The organism is Pseudarthrobacter sp. MDT1-22, assembly GCF_054511035.1.
This window is the reverse complement of sequence record NZ_JBTNDK010000008.1, coordinates 88,275-104,712: the sequence shown is the minus strand read 5'-3', so window position 1 is coordinate 104,712 and position 16,438 is coordinate 88,275. Positions and strand designations below refer to the sequence as shown.

Annotated in this window: 12 protein-coding genes and 2 tRNA genes; 5 read left to right on the top strand and 9 right to left on the bottom strand. The window is 65.3% G+C overall.

Annotated features, from left to right (window positions below; genetic code table 11):
* Window positions 1–53: 53 nt before the first annotated feature.
* Both ACX80M_RS08785 and ACX80M_RS08780 read left to right on the top strand, forming a co-directional pair.
* Entirely contained in the window at window positions 54–839 is a 786-nt protein-coding gene (locus ACX80M_RS08785) for a PspA/IM30 family protein (protein ID WP_056343844.1), read from the top strand.
* A 129-nt stretch (window positions 840–968) separates the two neighbouring features.
* A complete protein-coding gene (locus tag ACX80M_RS08780; protein ID WP_252614442.1) occupies window positions 969–2,444 on the top strand; it encodes a cryptochrome/photolyase family protein in 1,476 nt (491 codons plus the stop codon).
* Here the strand turns inward: ACX80M_RS08780 and ACX80M_RS08775 are convergent.
* The 5 genes from ACX80M_RS08775 to ACX80M_RS08755 all read right to left on the bottom strand — a co-directional run bounded on the left by ACX80M_RS08775 (window position 2,434) and on the right by ACX80M_RS08755 (window position 8,213).
* Window positions 2,434–3,366 carry a cytochrome b/b6 domain-containing protein gene (locus ACX80M_RS08775; RefSeq protein ID WP_252598258.1) on the bottom strand — a complete coding sequence of 311 codons (933 nt, stop codon included), beginning with the start codon at window positions 3,364–3,366 and terminating at the stop codon, window positions 2,434–2,436. The genes ACX80M_RS08780 and ACX80M_RS08775 overlap by 11 nt on opposite strands.
* 130 nt (window positions 3,367–3,496) lie before the next feature.
* Window positions 3,497–3,573: transfer RNA gene (locus tag ACX80M_RS08770), tRNA-Met, on the bottom strand.
* Between the two features lie 147 nt (window positions 3,574–3,720).
* Window positions 3,721–3,794 (bottom strand) — tRNA-Met (locus ACX80M_RS08765).
* An 80-nt stretch (window positions 3,795–3,874) separates the two neighbouring features.
* On the bottom strand, window positions 3,875–6,883 hold the full coding sequence (locus ACX80M_RS08760) for a UPF0182 family membrane protein (protein WP_252598259.1): 3,009 nt from the start codon (window positions 6,881–6,883) through the stop codon (window positions 3,875–3,877).
* A 136-nt stretch (window positions 6,884–7,019) separates the two neighbouring features.
* Window positions 7,020–8,213, bottom strand: a complete 1,194-nt coding sequence (locus tag ACX80M_RS08755) for a YlbL family protein (protein WP_459309397.1) — start codon at window positions 8,211–8,213, stop codon at window positions 7,020–7,022.
* 131 nt (window positions 8,214–8,344) lie between these two features.
* Here ACX80M_RS08755 and ACX80M_RS08750 point away from each other — a divergent pair, with 131 nt between their 5' ends.
* Window positions 8,345–9,763 carry a zinc-dependent metalloprotease gene (locus ACX80M_RS08750; RefSeq protein WP_252598260.1) on the top strand — a complete coding sequence of 473 codons (1,419 nt, stop codon included), beginning with the start codon at window positions 8,345–8,347 and terminating at the stop codon, window positions 9,761–9,763.
* A gap of 113 nt (window positions 9,764–9,876) precedes the next feature.
* Window positions 9,877–10,389, top strand: coding sequence for a dihydrofolate reductase family protein (locus ACX80M_RS08745; RefSeq protein ID WP_308293090.1), 513 nt, complete (start codon window positions 9,877–9,879; stop codon window positions 10,387–10,389).
* A 39-nt stretch (window positions 10,390–10,428) separates the two neighbouring features.
* Here ACX80M_RS08745 and ACX80M_RS08740 read toward each other — a convergent pair whose 3' ends face one another.
* From ACX80M_RS08740 to nudC, 4 genes are all read right to left on the bottom strand, one after another.
* Window positions 10,429–11,052, bottom strand: a complete 624-nt coding sequence (locus tag ACX80M_RS08740; protein WP_252609031.1) for a dihydrofolate reductase family protein — start codon at window positions 11,050–11,052, stop codon at window positions 10,429–10,431.
* 133 nt (window positions 11,053–11,185) lie between these two features.
* Window positions 11,186–11,797, bottom strand: coding sequence for a M48 metallopeptidase family protein (locus tag ACX80M_RS08735; protein WP_252598262.1), 612 nt, complete (start codon window positions 11,795–11,797; stop codon window positions 11,186–11,188).
* Window positions 11,794–13,929, bottom strand: a complete 2,136-nt coding sequence (locus tag ACX80M_RS08730; RefSeq protein WP_056343866.1) for an ATP-dependent DNA helicase UvrD2 — start codon at window positions 13,927–13,929, stop codon at window positions 11,794–11,796. The genes ACX80M_RS08735 and ACX80M_RS08730 overlap by 4 nt, the downstream gene beginning before the upstream one ends.
* Window positions 13,930–13,997: 68 nt before the next feature.
* Window positions 13,998–15,020 carry an NAD(+) diphosphatase gene (gene nudC, locus ACX80M_RS08725; RefSeq protein ID WP_252598263.1) on the bottom strand — a complete coding sequence of 341 codons (1,023 nt, stop codon included), beginning with the start codon at window positions 15,018–15,020 and terminating at the stop codon, window positions 13,998–14,000.
* A 168-nt stretch (window positions 15,021–15,188) separates the two neighbouring features.
* On the opposite strand from nudC, the gene ACX80M_RS08720 reads away from it, so the two are divergent.
* On the top strand, window positions 15,189–16,433 hold the full coding sequence (locus ACX80M_RS08720) for a macrolide 2'-phosphotransferase (RefSeq protein ID WP_252598264.1): 1,245 nt from the start codon (window positions 15,189–15,191) through the stop codon (window positions 16,431–16,433).
* Window positions 16,434–16,438: the final 5 nt, after the last annotated feature.

Below are 16,438 nucleotides of genomic sequence, written 5' to 3'. Positions count from 1 at the left end.
CAACTGTTCACTGATCTCAGTGGCCACCATTGAGCAGGACGAAAGGTAACACCATGGTTAAGCAGTCCATTTTCGGCCGGATCGCGCAGCTGGCAAAGGCAAACATCAACACTTTGCTGGACAACGCTGAGGATCCGCAGAAGATGCTGGACCAGATGGTCCGGGACTACACCAACAACATTGCGGAGGCTGAATCCGCAGTCGCCCAGACCATCGGTAACCTCCGTATGCTCCAGGATGACTACCGCGAGGACATCAAGAATGCCCAGGACTGGGGCAACAAGGCCCTCGCCGCGTCTCGCAAGGCTGACGAATACCGCAGCGCCGGCGACAGCGTAGACGCCGAGAAGTTCGACAACCTCGCGAAGGTAGCGCTGCAGCGCCAGATGTCCGCGGAAAGCGAAGCCAAGGGTGCTGAGCCGAGCATCGCCTCGCAGACCGAGGTAGTGGACAAGCTCAAGTCGGGCCTGGACCAGATGAAGGGCAAGCTCAACGAACTCACCAGCAAGCGCAACGAGCTGGTTGCGCGCTCCAAGACGGCCGCGGCACAGTCCCAGGTGCATGATGCCATTAAGAGCATCGACTTCATGGATCCCACCAGCGAAGTTGGCCGCTTCGAAGAGAAAATCCGCCGCGAAGAGGCCAAGGTCCGCGGACAGCAGGAGCTTGCCGCGTCGAGCCTGGACGCCCAGTTCAACCAGCTGGAAGACCTCGGCGAGCAGGTGGAAATCGAAGCACGCCTGGCAGCCCTGAAGTCCGGCGGGGCCAAGCCGGCCATCGGCGCTTCCGGCACCCGGTCCGAGTCCACAGTCGACGAGGCCGACTTCGACAAGCTGTAGCCAGCCGCGTCCGCCGCTGAGCGGGCAGCAGGGGCCGGGGTTCATCACGAACCCCGGCCCCTGCCATGCCCGGACAGAAACCTGCAAACGACCGTGCGGCTCCTGACTCGGGTGTGTAGCGTGGAGGCCATGGTCTCCCCCGTTGCGTCCTCCATCGTCTGGCTCCGTGATGACCTTCGACTGGACGATAACCCCGCTCTTTCCCACGCCGTCGAACTCGGCCTGCCGCTTACAGTGGTCTACATTCTCGACGAGGAATCCCCCGGAATCCGTCCCCTGGGAGGCGCGGCCCGCTGGTGGCTGCACCACTCGCTGACTTCGTTGGCGGGGGCGCTTGCTGAGGCCGGTTCCGCACTCATCCTCAGGCGCGGACCTGCCAGCTGTGTGATCCGGGACCTGGCCGAGGAGACCGGCGCAAAGCACGTGCTGTGGAACCGCCGCTACGGCGGTCCCGAGCGGTCCCTGGACGCGGACATCAAGGCCTGGGCGGCGGAGAACGGCATCGAAGCGGCCAGCTTCCAGGCCAACCTGCTGTTCGAGCCGTGGACCATCACCACCGGCAGCGGCGGTCCCTACAAGGTGTTCACGCCCTACTGGCGGGCCTGCACAGCGTCCGGCGAGCCCCGTCCGCCGCTGGATGCGCCGGCCCGCCTGCCCTCCCCCGCCGTCGCCGGTTCGATGAAGCAGGCCTCCAGCGACGCGCTGACAGAGTGGTCGCTGCTGCCCGTGTCCCCGGACTGGAGCGGCGGACTGGCTGAGACCTGGCAGCCCGGGGAATCCGGAGCGCACAGCAGGCTTGAGGACTTCCTGGACGGGCCCGCACAGGACTACGGCACTGGGCGGGACATTCCCGGTGTGGAAGGCACTTCCAGGCTGTCCCCGCACCTCCGTTTTGGTGAAATCAGCCCGTTCCGGGTCTGGCACGAGCTCCGCCGCCACTTCCCCCGCGAGGCGACGCCCGACGTCGGGATCTTCCGGTCCGAGCTGGGCTGGCGGGAGTTCTGCTGGCAACTGCTTTACGCCAATCCCCAGCTGGCTACCCGAAACTACCGGCCCGACTTCGACCGCTTCGAATGGCAGCAGCCCACCGCCGCGGAACTGGAGGCGTGGGAACAGGGCCGGACCGGGTATCCGCTGGTGGATGCGGGGATGCGGCAGCTCTGGCAGACCGGTTGGATGCATAACCGGGTCCGGATGGCGGCGGCGTCATTCCTCGTCAAGAATCTCCTGGCCGACTGGCGTCTGGGCGAGGCATGGTTCTGGGACACCCTGGTGGATGCCGATGCAGCCAGCAACCCCGCCAACTGGCAATGGGTTGCAGGCTCGGGCGCCGACGCGTCCCCGTACTTCCGGATCTTCAATCCCGTCACGCAGAGCAAGAAGTTCGACGCCGACGGCCGGTACCTTCGCGAGTTCATTCCGGAACTCGCCCACATGGACCGCAGAGCCATCCACGAACCGTGGAAGCAGCCCGATGTCCAGGGCTACCCCGCGCCCGTGGTGGGACTCCCCGAGTCCAGGGAGCGTGCGCTGGCCACCTACCAGAGGCTTCGGGAGGACCGGCAAGGCCTGGACAACGTCACCGGCCCGGAAATTAGCGGCTGACTTTGCCCATCAGGGAGGCGATGGGGCGAAGGAAGAGGGGACGCGCCAGAAACCAGGCTGCCACCATGGCTGCCACCGAGGCGACGAAGACCCAGAAGCCGAACCAGCCGGCGTCGTCGCTGCCGCCGTACATGTGGTTCAGGTTCCGCAATGCACCGGTGGCGAGCACCAGGAAGACATGCACCACGATGAACGCCACGAAATAGATCATGACCGGGAAGTGGATGGCCCGCGCGAGCTCAATGGGGTAGGCCTTATTGAGAGCGGTGGCCTTCTTGGGCCAGGCGGAGGACGTCCGAATACCGGAGATGAAGGCAAGCGGTGCGGCGATGAAGACCGTGGCGAAATACGTCAGCAGCTGCAGCGCGTTGTAGTTGACCCAGCCGTTGTCGGTGGGCCAGTTCAACGAGGCGTACTGAAGCGCTGCGGAGAGGGCATTGGGGATAACGTCCCAGCTCGTGGGCACGATCCGCATCCATTGGCCGGTGGCGAACAGCAGGATGGCGAACACCAGGCCGTTGAGGATCCAGAGCGCGTCCAGCGTCAGGTGCAGCCAAAGCTCCAAGGTGATCTTGGTGGGCGCATTCCTGGTCTTGATCAGGCCCTTGTTGTTGCGCGTCCAGTGGCCGCTGGGCCGCGTGGTGGTCCGCACCTGCCAGCCGGTCCTGATGATGAGCAGCAGGAAGAAGCCGTTCAGGAAGTGCTGCCAGGCCAGCCACGCCGGGAATCCCACAGGCGCGCCGTCAGGCAGTTCCGAATGGCCCGGATAGTCAGCCAGGAACGAGGCCACCGCAGGAAGGCCGGTCATCCACTTGGCCAGCAGCACCACGAGCACCAGCACTACGAGCGCGGCAGGAACACCCCAGTAGAGTCTTGACCGCTTGCTCGTGGAGGAGCCGGGCTTCTTCGTGGGTGTGGACATCGAACAACATTCCTCTCGAGAATGACTGACCAGGTGCTCAAATCGCTTTGCGAACGAGAATACTAGGAACCAGCTGTAATCGGGCAAAAAAAGACCCCGGCCGGCGTTATGCCGGTCGGGGTCTTCTGCATGGTTGCGGGGACAGGATTTGAACCTGTGACCTCTGGGTTATGAGCCCAGCGAGCTACCGAACTGCTCCACCCCGCGTCGCAAGATCAACACTACCGTACTTTGGAGTAGGTAAAAACCAATCGTGATTGAGGGTCCCCACGACGCCGAGGTTGCCTGCCTGGGACGGGTCCGCTTAAACCAAAAAGTCCGGATTCTGTTTCCAGAATCCGGACTTTTCGCCAGTTGCGGGGACAGGATTTGAACCTGTGACCTCTGGGTTATGAGCCCAGCGAGCTACCGAACTGCTCCACCCCGCGTCGCAAGATCAACTTTACCGTCCGGTGAACGGGAGGCCAAATCCTGGTGGCGTGATGTGCGTCTCGCTGGGTCAAACCCCTTAGTTGCTGGCCGCCGGCGAGGGCGTCGCCGTCGGTGTGGCTTCCGGCGACGGTGTCGCCTCGGGCGATGGCGTGGCTTCAGGGGCCGGCGCCGGGATCTTGCCCTCGGCGTCAATAGCCTTCTGCAGGGCCGCCGCGAGCTTCTTCTGCTCTTCCCCATAGGCGGCAAAGTCGCCAGCCGCCAGGGCTGCCTGGCCCGCCTTGATGGCTGCGTTCGCCTCATCCAGCGCGGCCTTCAAGTCAGCTTGGGCACCCGCACTTACCGGCGGTGTGGTGCCAGGAGCAGGCGGGGTCTGGCCGGTGTTGTCGGAGTCGCCCGCGGCAGCGCCTGAGTCGCCTCCGAAGAGTTGCTTCAGGGCACCGTCCAGGGTCGGCGCAAAGCCGACCTTGTCACCGAAGGCCACCAGCACACGCTGCAGGGTGGGGTAGGACGTCTCGCCGGTCGACTTGAGGTAAACCGGCTGGACGTACAGGATGCCGCCGCCCACGGGCAGAGTCAGCAGGTTGCCGTTGAGCACCTCGGAAGCGCCCTGCCTCAGCAGGTTCAACGCCTGGGACACCGTGGGATCGGAGTTGAACTTGTTCTGGGCCTGGCCCGGCCCGGGAACCTGTGTTTCCGGCGGAATCTGCAGCAGCCTCAACTTGCCGTAGCTGTCCGCTTTGACGCCCTTCTCGTTTCCTGCGTCAGAGTCGGCCGCCAGGAATCCGTAGAGCACGTTCCGGGCAGTGCCGTTGACGATCTGCGGGATGAAGGACGACGTGAGCTGGAAGGCCGGCTTCTCCTGGTCAGGCATCTGCAGTGACATGTAGAACGGCGGCTGCTTGACTTCGGTATCCACGGTGGGATCGTTCGGCACGCTCCATACTTCGTCACTCTTGTAGAAGCTCACTGGTTCCGTGACGTGGTAGCGGCCCAGCAGTTCGCGCTGCACCTTGAACAGGTCTTCCGGGTAACGGACGTGGCTCATAACATCGCCGGACATCTCCGAGTACGGCTTCACGGACGCGGGGAAAACTTTCTGCCAGGCCTTCAGGACGGGGTCCTGATCGTCCCATGCATAGAGGGTCACCGAGCCGTCATAGGCGTCGACCGTGGCCTTGACCGAGTTCCTGATGTAGTTCACCGAGCTGTTCGGCAGGGCAACCGTCCGGCCTGAAGTGGTCTGGGAGTCCGCGGTGGCAGCCGAGAGCTGCTCCTGCTGCGAGTACGGGTAGTACTGGCTAGTGGTGTACCCGTCCACGATCCACTTGACGCGGCCGTCAACAACGGCCGGATAGGAGTTGCCGTCAACGGTGAGGTACGGGGCAACCTTCTCCACGCGGTCACGCGGACTGCGGTCGTACAGGATCTGGGATTCTGCGTTAACTCCGTCGGAGAGGAGGAGGTCCGAGGACTGGAACTTGATGGAGTAGAGGACCTTGTTGAAGAAGCTGCCCACGTTGGGCCCGCCGTTGCCGGTGAAGGTGTACTGGGTTTCCCCGTCCCCTTCCTTGCCGGAAGGCCTGTCCTGTTCGCGGTGCGGTGATCCCGAAGGCGCCCCGACAATGGAGTACTCCGGGGAGTCTTCGCCGAAGTAGATCCGCGGCTCGTAGGTGGAGTCATCGCCAAGTACACCGGTGGACGGGATACCCGACTGGAGGAACTCCGGCTTGCCGTCGACGGTGAACTTGTTTCCCTTGGCCGCCACCACGCCGTAGCCGTGGGTGTAGACGACGTGCTGGTTGAGCCAGCCCTGCTGGTTGGTGGCAACGTTCGCCGGGTTCAGCTCACGCACGGCGATGACCGTGTCCTGGATCTTGCCGTCCACCTCGTAGCGGTCGACGTTCAGTGCCTCCGGGAACTGGTAGTACGGGCGGTACTGCTCCAGCTGGGAGAACGCATCGGAGATCAGGTTGGGGTCCAGGAGCCGGATGTTGGCCGTGGTCTGGGCGTCCGGGGCCAGCGCCCCGGTGCTGGCAGTGTTCGTCGCGTCATAGCGGTCCACCTGAATCTGGTCCAGGCCGTAGGCCGCCCGAGTCATCTCGATGTTGCGCTGGATGAACTCCTTCTCCAACGTCTGCTCGGAAGGCCGCACCTGGAACTGCTGGATAACCCACGGGTAAACGCCGCCGGCCAGGATCGAGGTGATGATCAGCATGGCCGTGCCGATGACCGGCAGGCGCCAGCGGCCGATGACCGCCGCAACGATGAAGAGGATGGCCACCAAGCCTGCCGCCACGGCGAGGATCGCCTTGGTGGGGATCACGGCGTTCACGTCCGTATACAGCGCACCGGCCCAGCGCCCGCCGTTGCCCTGAAGGGCGGCATAGCGGTCCAGCCAGAAGTTTGCGCCGAGCAGAATCAGGAAGGCTGCGCCGGTTACCGCGAGGTGGATCTGTGCCGCGCGGCTGGTGAACACGCCGCGTTCCATCAGCCGGATGCTGCCGTAGAGGTAGTGGGTGAGGATTCCGGCGATGCCGGCCACCACAACCACGCTGATCAGGAAGCCTGTGACGAATCCCAGGAACGGAAGAGTCATGAGGTAGAAGCTGATGTCCAGGCCGAACTCAGGATCGCTCTGGCCGAACGGTTCCTGGTTGAAGAACAACAGCACTTTCTGCCATTGGCTGGCCGCGGCGCTGCCCGCGAACAGCCCGAACAGGATGGGCAGGCCCACCATAACGACGCGGCGGACCGGTTCAAGCTGGGCCTGGTAGCGGTTCAGGTTGTCGCGCATCTCCGAGTCCGGCGCGTACACGGGCCGTGCGTGGTAGGCAACCCGGATGGCAAAAAAGACGGCCAGGAACATAAGCGCGAAGCCGGCGAGGAAGATCCCGATCCGCGAGAGGTTTTCTGTCACAAACACTTCGAAGTAGCCGAGCTGCCGGTACCAGAGGACGTCAGTCCACACGTTGGCGAAGAGGATGAAGCCCACCACTGCGATGGCAACAACAATCAGCGTGGGCGTTAGGGCCCCGCGTCGCGAGGGGGGTCTTCCGGGCGGGATGGGGCTGGTAGGACGGGACAAACTCGGTACCTCATAGCTGGTCGTCAGGTTTACATAAGAAGCGTGCGTGCGGTTGACGTCCGGCACCGGTCAAGCGTGTGGCAACGTCCGTCATATCTGCCACGAGTGGCGGTAAAGCTTAGTTCCTGGCCTCAGTCTAGTTGCTGGCGCAGACCGGCAAAGCGCCCGTGTCCTGCCCGGATCCGGCGAGTTCGACGGCGCGACGCGCGTCTGCGATGTTCTCCACTTTGAGCACCTGCAGTCCCTCCGGCACATGGCCCACAACATCGTCGCAGTTTTCTGCCGGGGCAAGGAATACGGTGGCTCCCCCGGCACGCGCGCCCAGCATCTTCTGCCGGATGCCGCCGATGGGACCTACGGTGCCGTCGGGGGTGATGGTCCCCGTTCCGGCGACATGTTTGCCGCCAGTCAGGTCCCCCGGCGTCACGGTGTCGATAATGCCCAGCGAAAACATCAGCCCGGCACTGGGTCCGCCAACCTTGTCCAGTGAAATCTTCACGTCGAACGGAAACGTGAACAGGTACTTGAGCATGACTCCGAGAATGTAGCGGCCTGCACCGTTGTTCATGGGGGTGATGGTCTGTGTGACGGATTCCCCTGCGCGCTGCACCACCAGGGTGGCCGGCGCCCCCTGGCCGGCGGCCAGTTCCTCCTGCACCACGGCGAGCGATGTGATGGGTATGCCGTTGATCGATTCGAAGATGTCGCCGTTTTCAACCTTGCCGGCGGACGGCGAACCATCGGGCAGCCCCGCGGCCTGGAGCTGCTGGCCGAAGGGAATGTCGAGCTCCTTGAGTGCTGACGCCACCGCATTCTCCTGCGACGACGTCATGGCCACGGAGCTCTGCTCGTCAGCCTCCTCCTTTGTGGTGCCGCTGGGGTAAAGCATCTCCACCGGGTGAACGGACTTGGACCCGTCCAGCCAGGCGGTGAAGGCACCCAGGACGCTCACCGGGCCGTTGGGGCCGCCGTCGACATAAACGGTGGTTAGATCCAGATTGCCGTTCGCCGGGTAGGTTTCGTGGCCCGTGACGCTGATGACAGCGCTGCCCTGGCTCTGGCCCAGAGTGTTGAAGGTGGGTCCGGGTGATTCCACAACATAAGGCACCGGGACAGTGACGGCCGCGATCCCCAGACCCAGCGCCAGGACGCCGGAAAGCATCATCACGGACACCCGCCGGTCCCCCGGCGCGGAGTTGCGGGGGGCAAACTCCCCGGTTGGCAGGGCGCCGGCCGCACCCGTTCCGGGTGCTGGGGCACCCGCTGTAGCGCCGGCGTCGAACTCTGGAGCGTGGTCCTCATGCGGATGATCGCCGCGGGTTGTAGTCACTGAATCAACACTACGCGGTGCCGCCCCCGGCCAGCTCTTTGCCTACAGCGAACGTGACGCCTGTCCGGCAGACAGCCGCCCCTGCCCGGGGTACCGTGAAGTGAACAGTCACACCGACGATCGGCGGGATCATGACCTCCAACCCACTCAATCCGTCCAACGGCGACGATACGCCGAAGGATCCGTTGACCGAGATGCTGCAGAACCTGATGGGCGGCAAGGGCATGGAAAACTTCGACCCCGCCGAACTCGCAAAGGCAGCCGGCCTGCCGAACGACCCCAATCTCCTGGCCCAGATGTTCTCCCAGGTCCAGGCCATGATGAGCGCCCCTTCCGAAGGGCCCGTCAACTGGCAGCTCGCGCACGAGAACGCCCGCCGGGTTGCCGCCAGCAGCGCCGACCCGTCCGTCACGGCCCTGCAGACCCGCGAAGTCGACGAGGCCCTGCGGCTTGCCGAACTGTGGCTTGATCCCGTGACCGACCTTCCTGCCACCGGCCTGATCGGCCGTGCGTGGTCGCGTGCCGAGTGGGTGGAAGCCACCCTTGGAACATGGAAGCGGCTGACCGAGCCCGTAGCCAACAGCATCGCCAACGCGCTCTCCAGCGCCATGACCGAACAGATGCCCGAAGAGATGAAGTCCATGATGGGCGGGGCCTCTTCCATGCTGCAGAACATGGGCGGCGCGATCTTTGGGATGCAGCTGGGGCAGGCGATCGGTGCCCTGTCCGCCGAGGTTGTCAGCTCCACGGACATCGGTGTTCCCCTGGCTGACCTGGAAATGGCGCTCCTGCCGGCCAACGTGTCCAAGTTCGGCGAGGGCCTGGGCCTGCCGGAGAACGACATCCGGCTGTTCCTGGCCGTCCGCGAGGCAGCCCATGCGCGGCTGTTTGTCCAGGTACCCTGGCTGCGCGGCCACCTGCTCGGCGCCATCGAGGCCTACGCCCGCGGCATCCATATCGACACTTCCAGGATTGAAGAGCTGGCCCGCGACCTGGACCCCAGCAACCCTGAAGGCATCCAGGAAGCGCTGTCCCAGGGAGTCTTTATGCCGCAGCGGACCCCTGCCCAGGAGCAGGCGCTTGAAAAACTTGAGACGGCCCTGGCCCTCGTTGAAGGCTGGGTGGACGAGCTCACCGCTTCGGCCACGGAGAAACTGCTGCCCTCCGCCGGTGCGCTCCGGGAAACAGTCCGGCGACGCCGTGCCACCGGCGGTCCGGCGGAACACGCTTTCTCTTCCCTGGTGGGACTCGAACTGCGTCCCCGCCGCCTGCGCGAGGCTGCCACGCTGTGGGCCACGCTGAAGGACGAACGGGGCATTGCCGGACGCGATGCCATCTGGCAGCACCCGGACCTCCTCCCCACCGCCGAGGACCTCGATGACCCGCAGGGGTTCAGTGGCCGCCGCCAGCTGGCCGAGGCCAGCGACAGCGAAGTGGACGACGCCCTACAGAAGCTGCTGAGCGGCGGCTTCGACGACGCGCCGCAGGATGATTCCGACGCCGGCGACGGGGAACAGCCCACCGGCGACGGTGAGCAGCCCAAGGGTTAACCAGACTGCAAGGTACGGCGGCGGACCTACCGCTTGTCGCCGCCGCTGGAGGTACTCGGATGCGCAAGGTCATCCTGCTGATGTCGGTGTCTTTGGACTGATTCTTCGAGACGATCAACCGGGACATCAGCTGGCACCTGGTGGATGACGAACTCCTCCGCCACTTGAACGGGCAGTTCCGGACGACCGGGGCCTTTATGTTCGGGCGCGTCACCCATGAGCTGATGGCCGGTTACTGGCCCACTGCCGATCAGGATCCGGACCTCTCGGCGCCCATGGTCGAGTTCGCCGGGGTCTGGCGCGAGATGCCCAAGTTCGTCTTTTCACGCACCCTCACGCAGGCCGACTGGAATACCACGGTGATTCACGATGTCGTGCCTGAACAGATCGCGGAACTGAAGGCGCAGCCCGGCGGCGACATCGTCCTGAGTGGCGCCAACTTGGCCTCCACCTTCATGCGGCACGGCCTGATCGACGAATTCCAAATCCTCGTCCATCCCGTGGTCCTCGGGCAGGGCCGGCCGCTGTTCGAGGCCCCTGACGTCCGGATGGACCTCAGGCTCGAAGGGACACGGACGTTCGGCAATGGCGTGGTACAGCTGAATTATTCGAGCGACGGCGCCTAGCGTGTGTTGCGGCGCAATGTCGTGGAATGCAGCTTCAGCCTAACCTTCCTGGTCGCTGGCAGACATATCGCCGACCCCAGGGGTGCCATCGGCGAGCGCGTAGCGCTGCAGCACTGCACCCTTCGGTGAGGCGACGACCGGCTCGATGAGTCTGAGGTTCGTCGGAACCACCCCGTCGGCGAAAACCTTCTTTCCACCGCCGAGGAGGATCGGATACACCCAGAGCGTGAGCCGGTCAAAGAGCCGCTCGGCGAACAGGGTCTGCACGAAGTCGAGACTGCCAATGACGTGGATGTTCGCGTGCCGGTCGCGCAGTTCGCGCACGGCAGCGACGACATCAGGACCCAGCAGTGTTGAGTCGGCCCACTCGAGGACCGGCGACTGGCGCGAGGCCACGTATTTCGGGAGGCGGTTGAACAGCCGCGCAATTCCCCCGTCCGCGTGCGGCCAGTACGCGGCGAAGATGTCGTAGGTCCGTCGCCCAAGCAGCAGCGCGTCCATCCCCACCATCCCGGAGTCGACCTGCTCGCCGACGACTTCATCTAGGAGGGGCGCCTGCCAGCCGCCAAACGCGAAGCCGCCGTCAGCATCCTCGTCCGGCCCGCCGGGCGCCTGCGCTACGCCGTCGAGCGTGGTGAACAGGTCGATATGGATGAGTCCCATGCCGTGCTCTTTTCCCTGTTGCCCGTCGTCGCCCCGGCGACGGGATCACTTTCGAGGCTGACACATGATCCCCCTGCGAAGCAACCATTCCCCGGCTCGACCCGATCATTAGGCGACGGCTAGGAGAGACGCTCTAGTCGGCGTCGCCCGGCTCTGAATCAGTGCTGCCCGCGGTCAGGCCCCGGGACGTGGCGAACGAGACGCCTTCCAGGAACGCCTTGGCCCGCATCGTCTCGGGGTAAGCCTCCAACAGCTTCCAGAACGCGGCATTGTGCCCGGCCACCAGCAGGTGCGCGAGCTCATGCAGCAGGACATAGTCGATGACCCACGGCGGCATGGGCCGGAGCTTGTCGGAGAGCCGGATGGATCCTTCCGACGGTGTTGCGGAGCCCCAGCGCGAGTTCTGGTTGCTGACCCAGCGGACCGACGTCGGGACTGCCCTGCCGCCGAAGTACCGGGCCGAAAGGGCTGCGGCGTGGGCGGCCAGGGCAGTGTCAGTGGCCGGCTGTTTGCTTCCTTTGCGGGAGCGCCGCTCCCCCTGGCGGTGCAGCTTCTCCAGCATGCGGTGCACCCATTCAGACTCCTGCGCGGCGGTGAACCGGGCCGGAATGGCCACCACTGCCGTCCCGTTCTCCCAGAAGGCAGCCACTGTCCTGGTCCGGCGGGCCGACCGCCGCACCTCAACCGGTGATCCGTCCGCCGTGGTGACGGGGAGGGTGTCCTGTCCTGCCGGCCGGCGGGTCACAGGGTGGTGCTTTCGACGAGCACCCGCAGCACGTCTTCGCCGTAGCGTTCCAGCTTGGACGGACCCACGCCGGCCAGTGCCGCCAGTTCCTCCAGCGTGGACGGTTTGGCCTCTGCGATGGCCGTCAGCGTGGCATCTGTGAAGACGACAAATGCTGGCACTTCGGCCGCCAGCGCAATTTCCTTCCGCCATTGCCGAAGGGCATCAAATGTCTGTTCTTCGTAGCTGGGAGGACAGTCGTTGCAGCGGCCCACCTTGCGTTCGGCGCCGCTGGCCAGCATGCTCCCGCAGACCCTGCAGGTGGCGGGGGCCGCCGATTTCCGGCGCGGCGCCGGCCCTTTTCCGCGGGCGCTGGAGCTGGCCACCGAGTTGGGCCGGAGCCCGTCGAGGAAGCGTGAGGGTTTGCGGTTGGCCCGGCCGCCCGGTGTCCGTGCCGTGGACCAGGACAGAGACAGGTGCTCGCGGGCGCGGGTGATGCCCACGTAGAGCAGGCGGCGCTCCTCATCCACGGATTCGGGTGTGTCCGCGAAGGAAATGGGCATCAGGCCTTCGCAGAGTCCCACCAGGAACACGGCGTCCCATTCGAGGCCCTTCGCGGCGTGCAGCGATGCAAGCGTCACGCCCTGGACAGTGGGAGCGTGCTGCGCCAGCGACCGTTCCTGGAGTTCATTAACAAAGTCACTGAGACTGAACTGCTCGCCGCGGACGTGGACCAGCTCGTCCGCGAGCGCCACCAGCGCTGCCAGGGACTCCCAGCGTTCGCGCAGCGCGCCGCCGTTGTGGGGCGGGGCGTCCGTGTAGCCGAGCGAGGCCACGATATCGCGGACCAGCTGGCCGAGCGGTTCCGGCGTCGCCGTTTCAGCGACGGCCCTGGTTGCCGCGCGCAGCTGAAGAATGGCGTCGCGCACTTCCTTGCGGGCAAAGAACCGCTCACCACCGCGCAGCTGGTAACTGATGCCGGCCGCCGCGAGCGCCTGTTCGTAGGCCTGGGACTGCCCGTTGGTGCGGAAAAGGACAGCCACCTGGCTGGCGGGAGTGCCGGCGTCGAGCAATTCCTGGATCTTGATGGCGACCGTGGCGGCTTCGGCTTCATCGTCGGAGCACTCGGTGAACTGTGGGACAGGCCCCGCCGGCCGCTGCGCCACCAGCTGCAGCGGAGCCGCCCAGGCAGCATCGGCCACCGGCCCGCCGCCACGCCGCGCGGCCAGGAGATCGTTGGCCAGCTTGACCACCTGCGGCGTGGAACGGTAATCCCGGATCAGTTTCACCACATTGGCCTCAGGGTACTGGGCCTTGAATCCCAGCAGGTGTTTGGGCGAAGCGCCGGTAAACGAGTAGATCGTCTGGCTCGCATCGCCCACAACGCACAGCTCGTCCCGCCCGCCCAGCCACAGCTCCAGGAGGCGCTGCTGCAGCGGCGAAACGTCCTGGTACTCGTCCACCACAAAATGCCGGTACTGCTCACGAACGGTGGCCGCGACTTTCTGGTCCTCCTGCAGGATCCCCACCGTGATCAGGAGTACGTCCTCAAAATCAATGACGTTGCGGTCCGTCTTGACATCCTCATAGGACTGGAAGACCCGGGCGACGGCGGTGAGGTCGAACCCGCCGGGCGTTCCCCTGCCCTGTGCGTTCTCCAGGTAGTTGGCCGGGGTCAGCATGGAGACCTTGGCCCACTCAATTTCGGAGGCGAGGTCCCGGATGGACGCGCGGTCAGTGCTGAGCCGCAGGCGGCGGGACGCTTCGGCGATCATCTGGGCCTTGTGGTCCAGCAGGTTGGGCAGCGTGCCGCCGACCGCCTGCGGCCAGAAAAACTGCAGCTGCCGCAAGGCGGCGGCGTGGAAGGTGCGCGCCTGGACATTGCCCACGCCGAGATCCCGCAGCCTGCTGCGCATTTCCGCGGCGGCCCGGGCCGTGAACGTCACGGCGAGGAGCCGCTGGGGACTGTACACCCCTGAGTGCACGCCATACGCAATCCGGTGCGTAATGGCCCTGGTCTTGCCGGTGCCGGCACCGGCAAGGACGCACAGCGGCCCGTTCAGGGTGCTAGCGACCTCGCGCTGTTCAGCGTCAAGTCCCCCAAGGATTCGTTCCTCAAGGGACTCTGCACTGTCAAAATTCTCTGTGGTCACTTCTGCTGCTCTGTTGTCGCGACTGCCACGTGCTGGCGTCTGGCCAATGGTGATGCCTGTTCCGGGTGTCAGGTGTCCGTGCGGTCCATGATCCGGCCGCCATACCAGTGCTCAATCAGCGAGCGTGCAATGGACAGCCGGCTGGAGATGGTGATTTCGCCGGTGAGCACGGCATCCTGGAGTTCCTCCCGGCTGAACCAGCGCGCACGGGTTACCTCCACGCCGTCGGGCTTTGCCACGGCGTCTTCGGTGATGGCGGTAAATCCAAGCATAAGGGAGGCCGGGAAAGGCCATGACTGCGAGCCCAAGTACTGGCAGCCCGTGACCCGGACGCCCACTTCCTCGTGGATTTCCCTGACGACAGCCTGTTCCAGGGATTCGCCTGGTTCAACGAATCCGGCCAGCGTGGAGTAATTCTTCGCGTCAACCGGCCCGCCGCCACCGAGCAGCAGCCGTCCGTCCGGCCCCACCACCGTGACGATGATGGCCGGATCCGTCCGGGGGTAGTGTTCCGAGCTGTCCTGGGGGCAGCGGCGGACCCAGCCGCCGGCCTCCACGGCAGTGCGGGCCCCGCACCGGGGGCAATGCGTATGGCCGGCATGCCAGTTGGCGATGGCGCTGGCCTCGACGAACAACGCCGTATCAGTGGGGTTCAGGACGGCGGCGATGTCGCGGAAGCCGGCCCACTGCGCGCCGGCCGGGATTCCGGCAGTGCCGGGCTCGGCAGGTTCAGGAAGGACAACAAGGACCACTTCGGTGCCGGCGGCAAGATCCGAGCCGTCCAGCGCGGCGCCAAGATAGATGACCTGTTCCGGGGCTGAGCCACGGTCCCGCAGGTCAGCCAGCAACTGGGCGGCTGCGGGCAGCAGAAGCTGGTTGCCCTGCACCAGGGCCTGCCGCCCGGCAAGGACCACTGCCCGGGTGTGTTCGCTGTCCAGCAATTCCTCAACCATGCCTGGCCGGACACGGTCTGCGGAGCCGCGGTCCACCGCGGCAGGGAGAACCGGCAGTACGGTATCGAACAGGTGGTTGGCCGGCAGCTGGGCTGCCTGCGGCTGGTAGGCCGGTATAGCGGACTCCGCATGACTCATGTGTCCACCGTACTGATTCGGACTGACAATTTACATTCGGCGGGGACATTCGGCAGGACAGGTGGTGTGGACGTCCGGACCGGGTGCGGAAGCCGACTTTTGCAGCATATCTGGAGACTCGCCGCCGCACATCGTTGTCTTGGACGCCACTCAATCTACCGTGGAACGGTGAGAAGAAAACCGATCGAACTGGCAGCCGTAGCAACCGCGGCAGTCCCCGGGCTGACCCCAACCGCCGTTAGCTCCGCTGCGGACGATCCCGCGGATTTTGACTCCGCGCTGCTGCTGGATTCCGAAGACAAACAGTGGCGGGTCAGGTCCCCGCGGCATGCGGAAGCAAGCGCCAGGCTCGAGACGGAGTTCCTCGTCCTCCGGGCATTCGTACCGGCCATCCGGGCCGAGCTGCCCTTCCTGATGCCCACGGTTGCCGGCAGCGTCCGGCTTGGTAACCTCAGCACCTTTGTGTACTCCCATCTGGCCGGGAGCACCCAAAGTGTGGAAGAACTCACCGCGGGTCCGGCCGCGCTCGCCCGGGAAATCGGGACAGCGCTCGCGGCCATCCATGATCTTCCGCACTCCCTGGTCAGCAATGCCGACCTGCCCAGCTACACGCCCAACGAATTCCGCCAGCGCCGGCTCAACGAGCTCGACCAGGCGGCCACAACCGGAAAAATCCCGGCGTCGCTGTTGCTCCGCTGGGAACATGCCCTTGAAGACGTCTCACTGTGGCGGTTCAACCCGTGCGTTGTCCACGGGGACCTCCATGAGGACAACCTGCTCGTGGAAAGCAGCCGCGTCACGGCCGTTACGGGCTGGACGGACCTGCGGATCGGGGATCCCGCCGACGACTTCGCCTGGCTGGTTGCCTCGAACGAACAGGATTTCGTGGACGCAGTTCTTGCCAGCTACACCGGCAGCCGCCGCGACTCCCCGGACCAGCACCTGCTCCGGCGAGCTGCCCTGTCTGCCGAGTTCGCGTTGGCGCAATACCTGGTCAAGGCCATCGCTGCCAGCGACGCGGGTATGGTTGCCGAAGCCGAAGGCATGCTGGAAACCCTCGCGGCCGACGTCGAAGAGCACGGCGGCCAGGCCATCAGTGTCGAGCCGCTGCCAGCCCCGGCTGCCCTGGCCGACGACGCCGCCCAGTCCCCCGCAGCCCAGTCCCACGCGGTGGGTGTGGCCGCTGCTCCGGCGGTGACCGTCGTCCCCGTGCCCGTCGCGTCGGTGGAGCCTGTTCCGGTGGTGCCCGCAGTGGAAGTCAGCCCTATCCCGGCTGAGCACCTCCCGGCCGACGAAGCACCGGCGGACGAAGACCCTGCAGACGAGTCACCGGCGGACAAGCCGTCAGTGCGCCCGTCCGCCGAGGACACGTCCACCGCGGCCATCAGCATCGTCGACGTCAGGAAGCACTGACACCC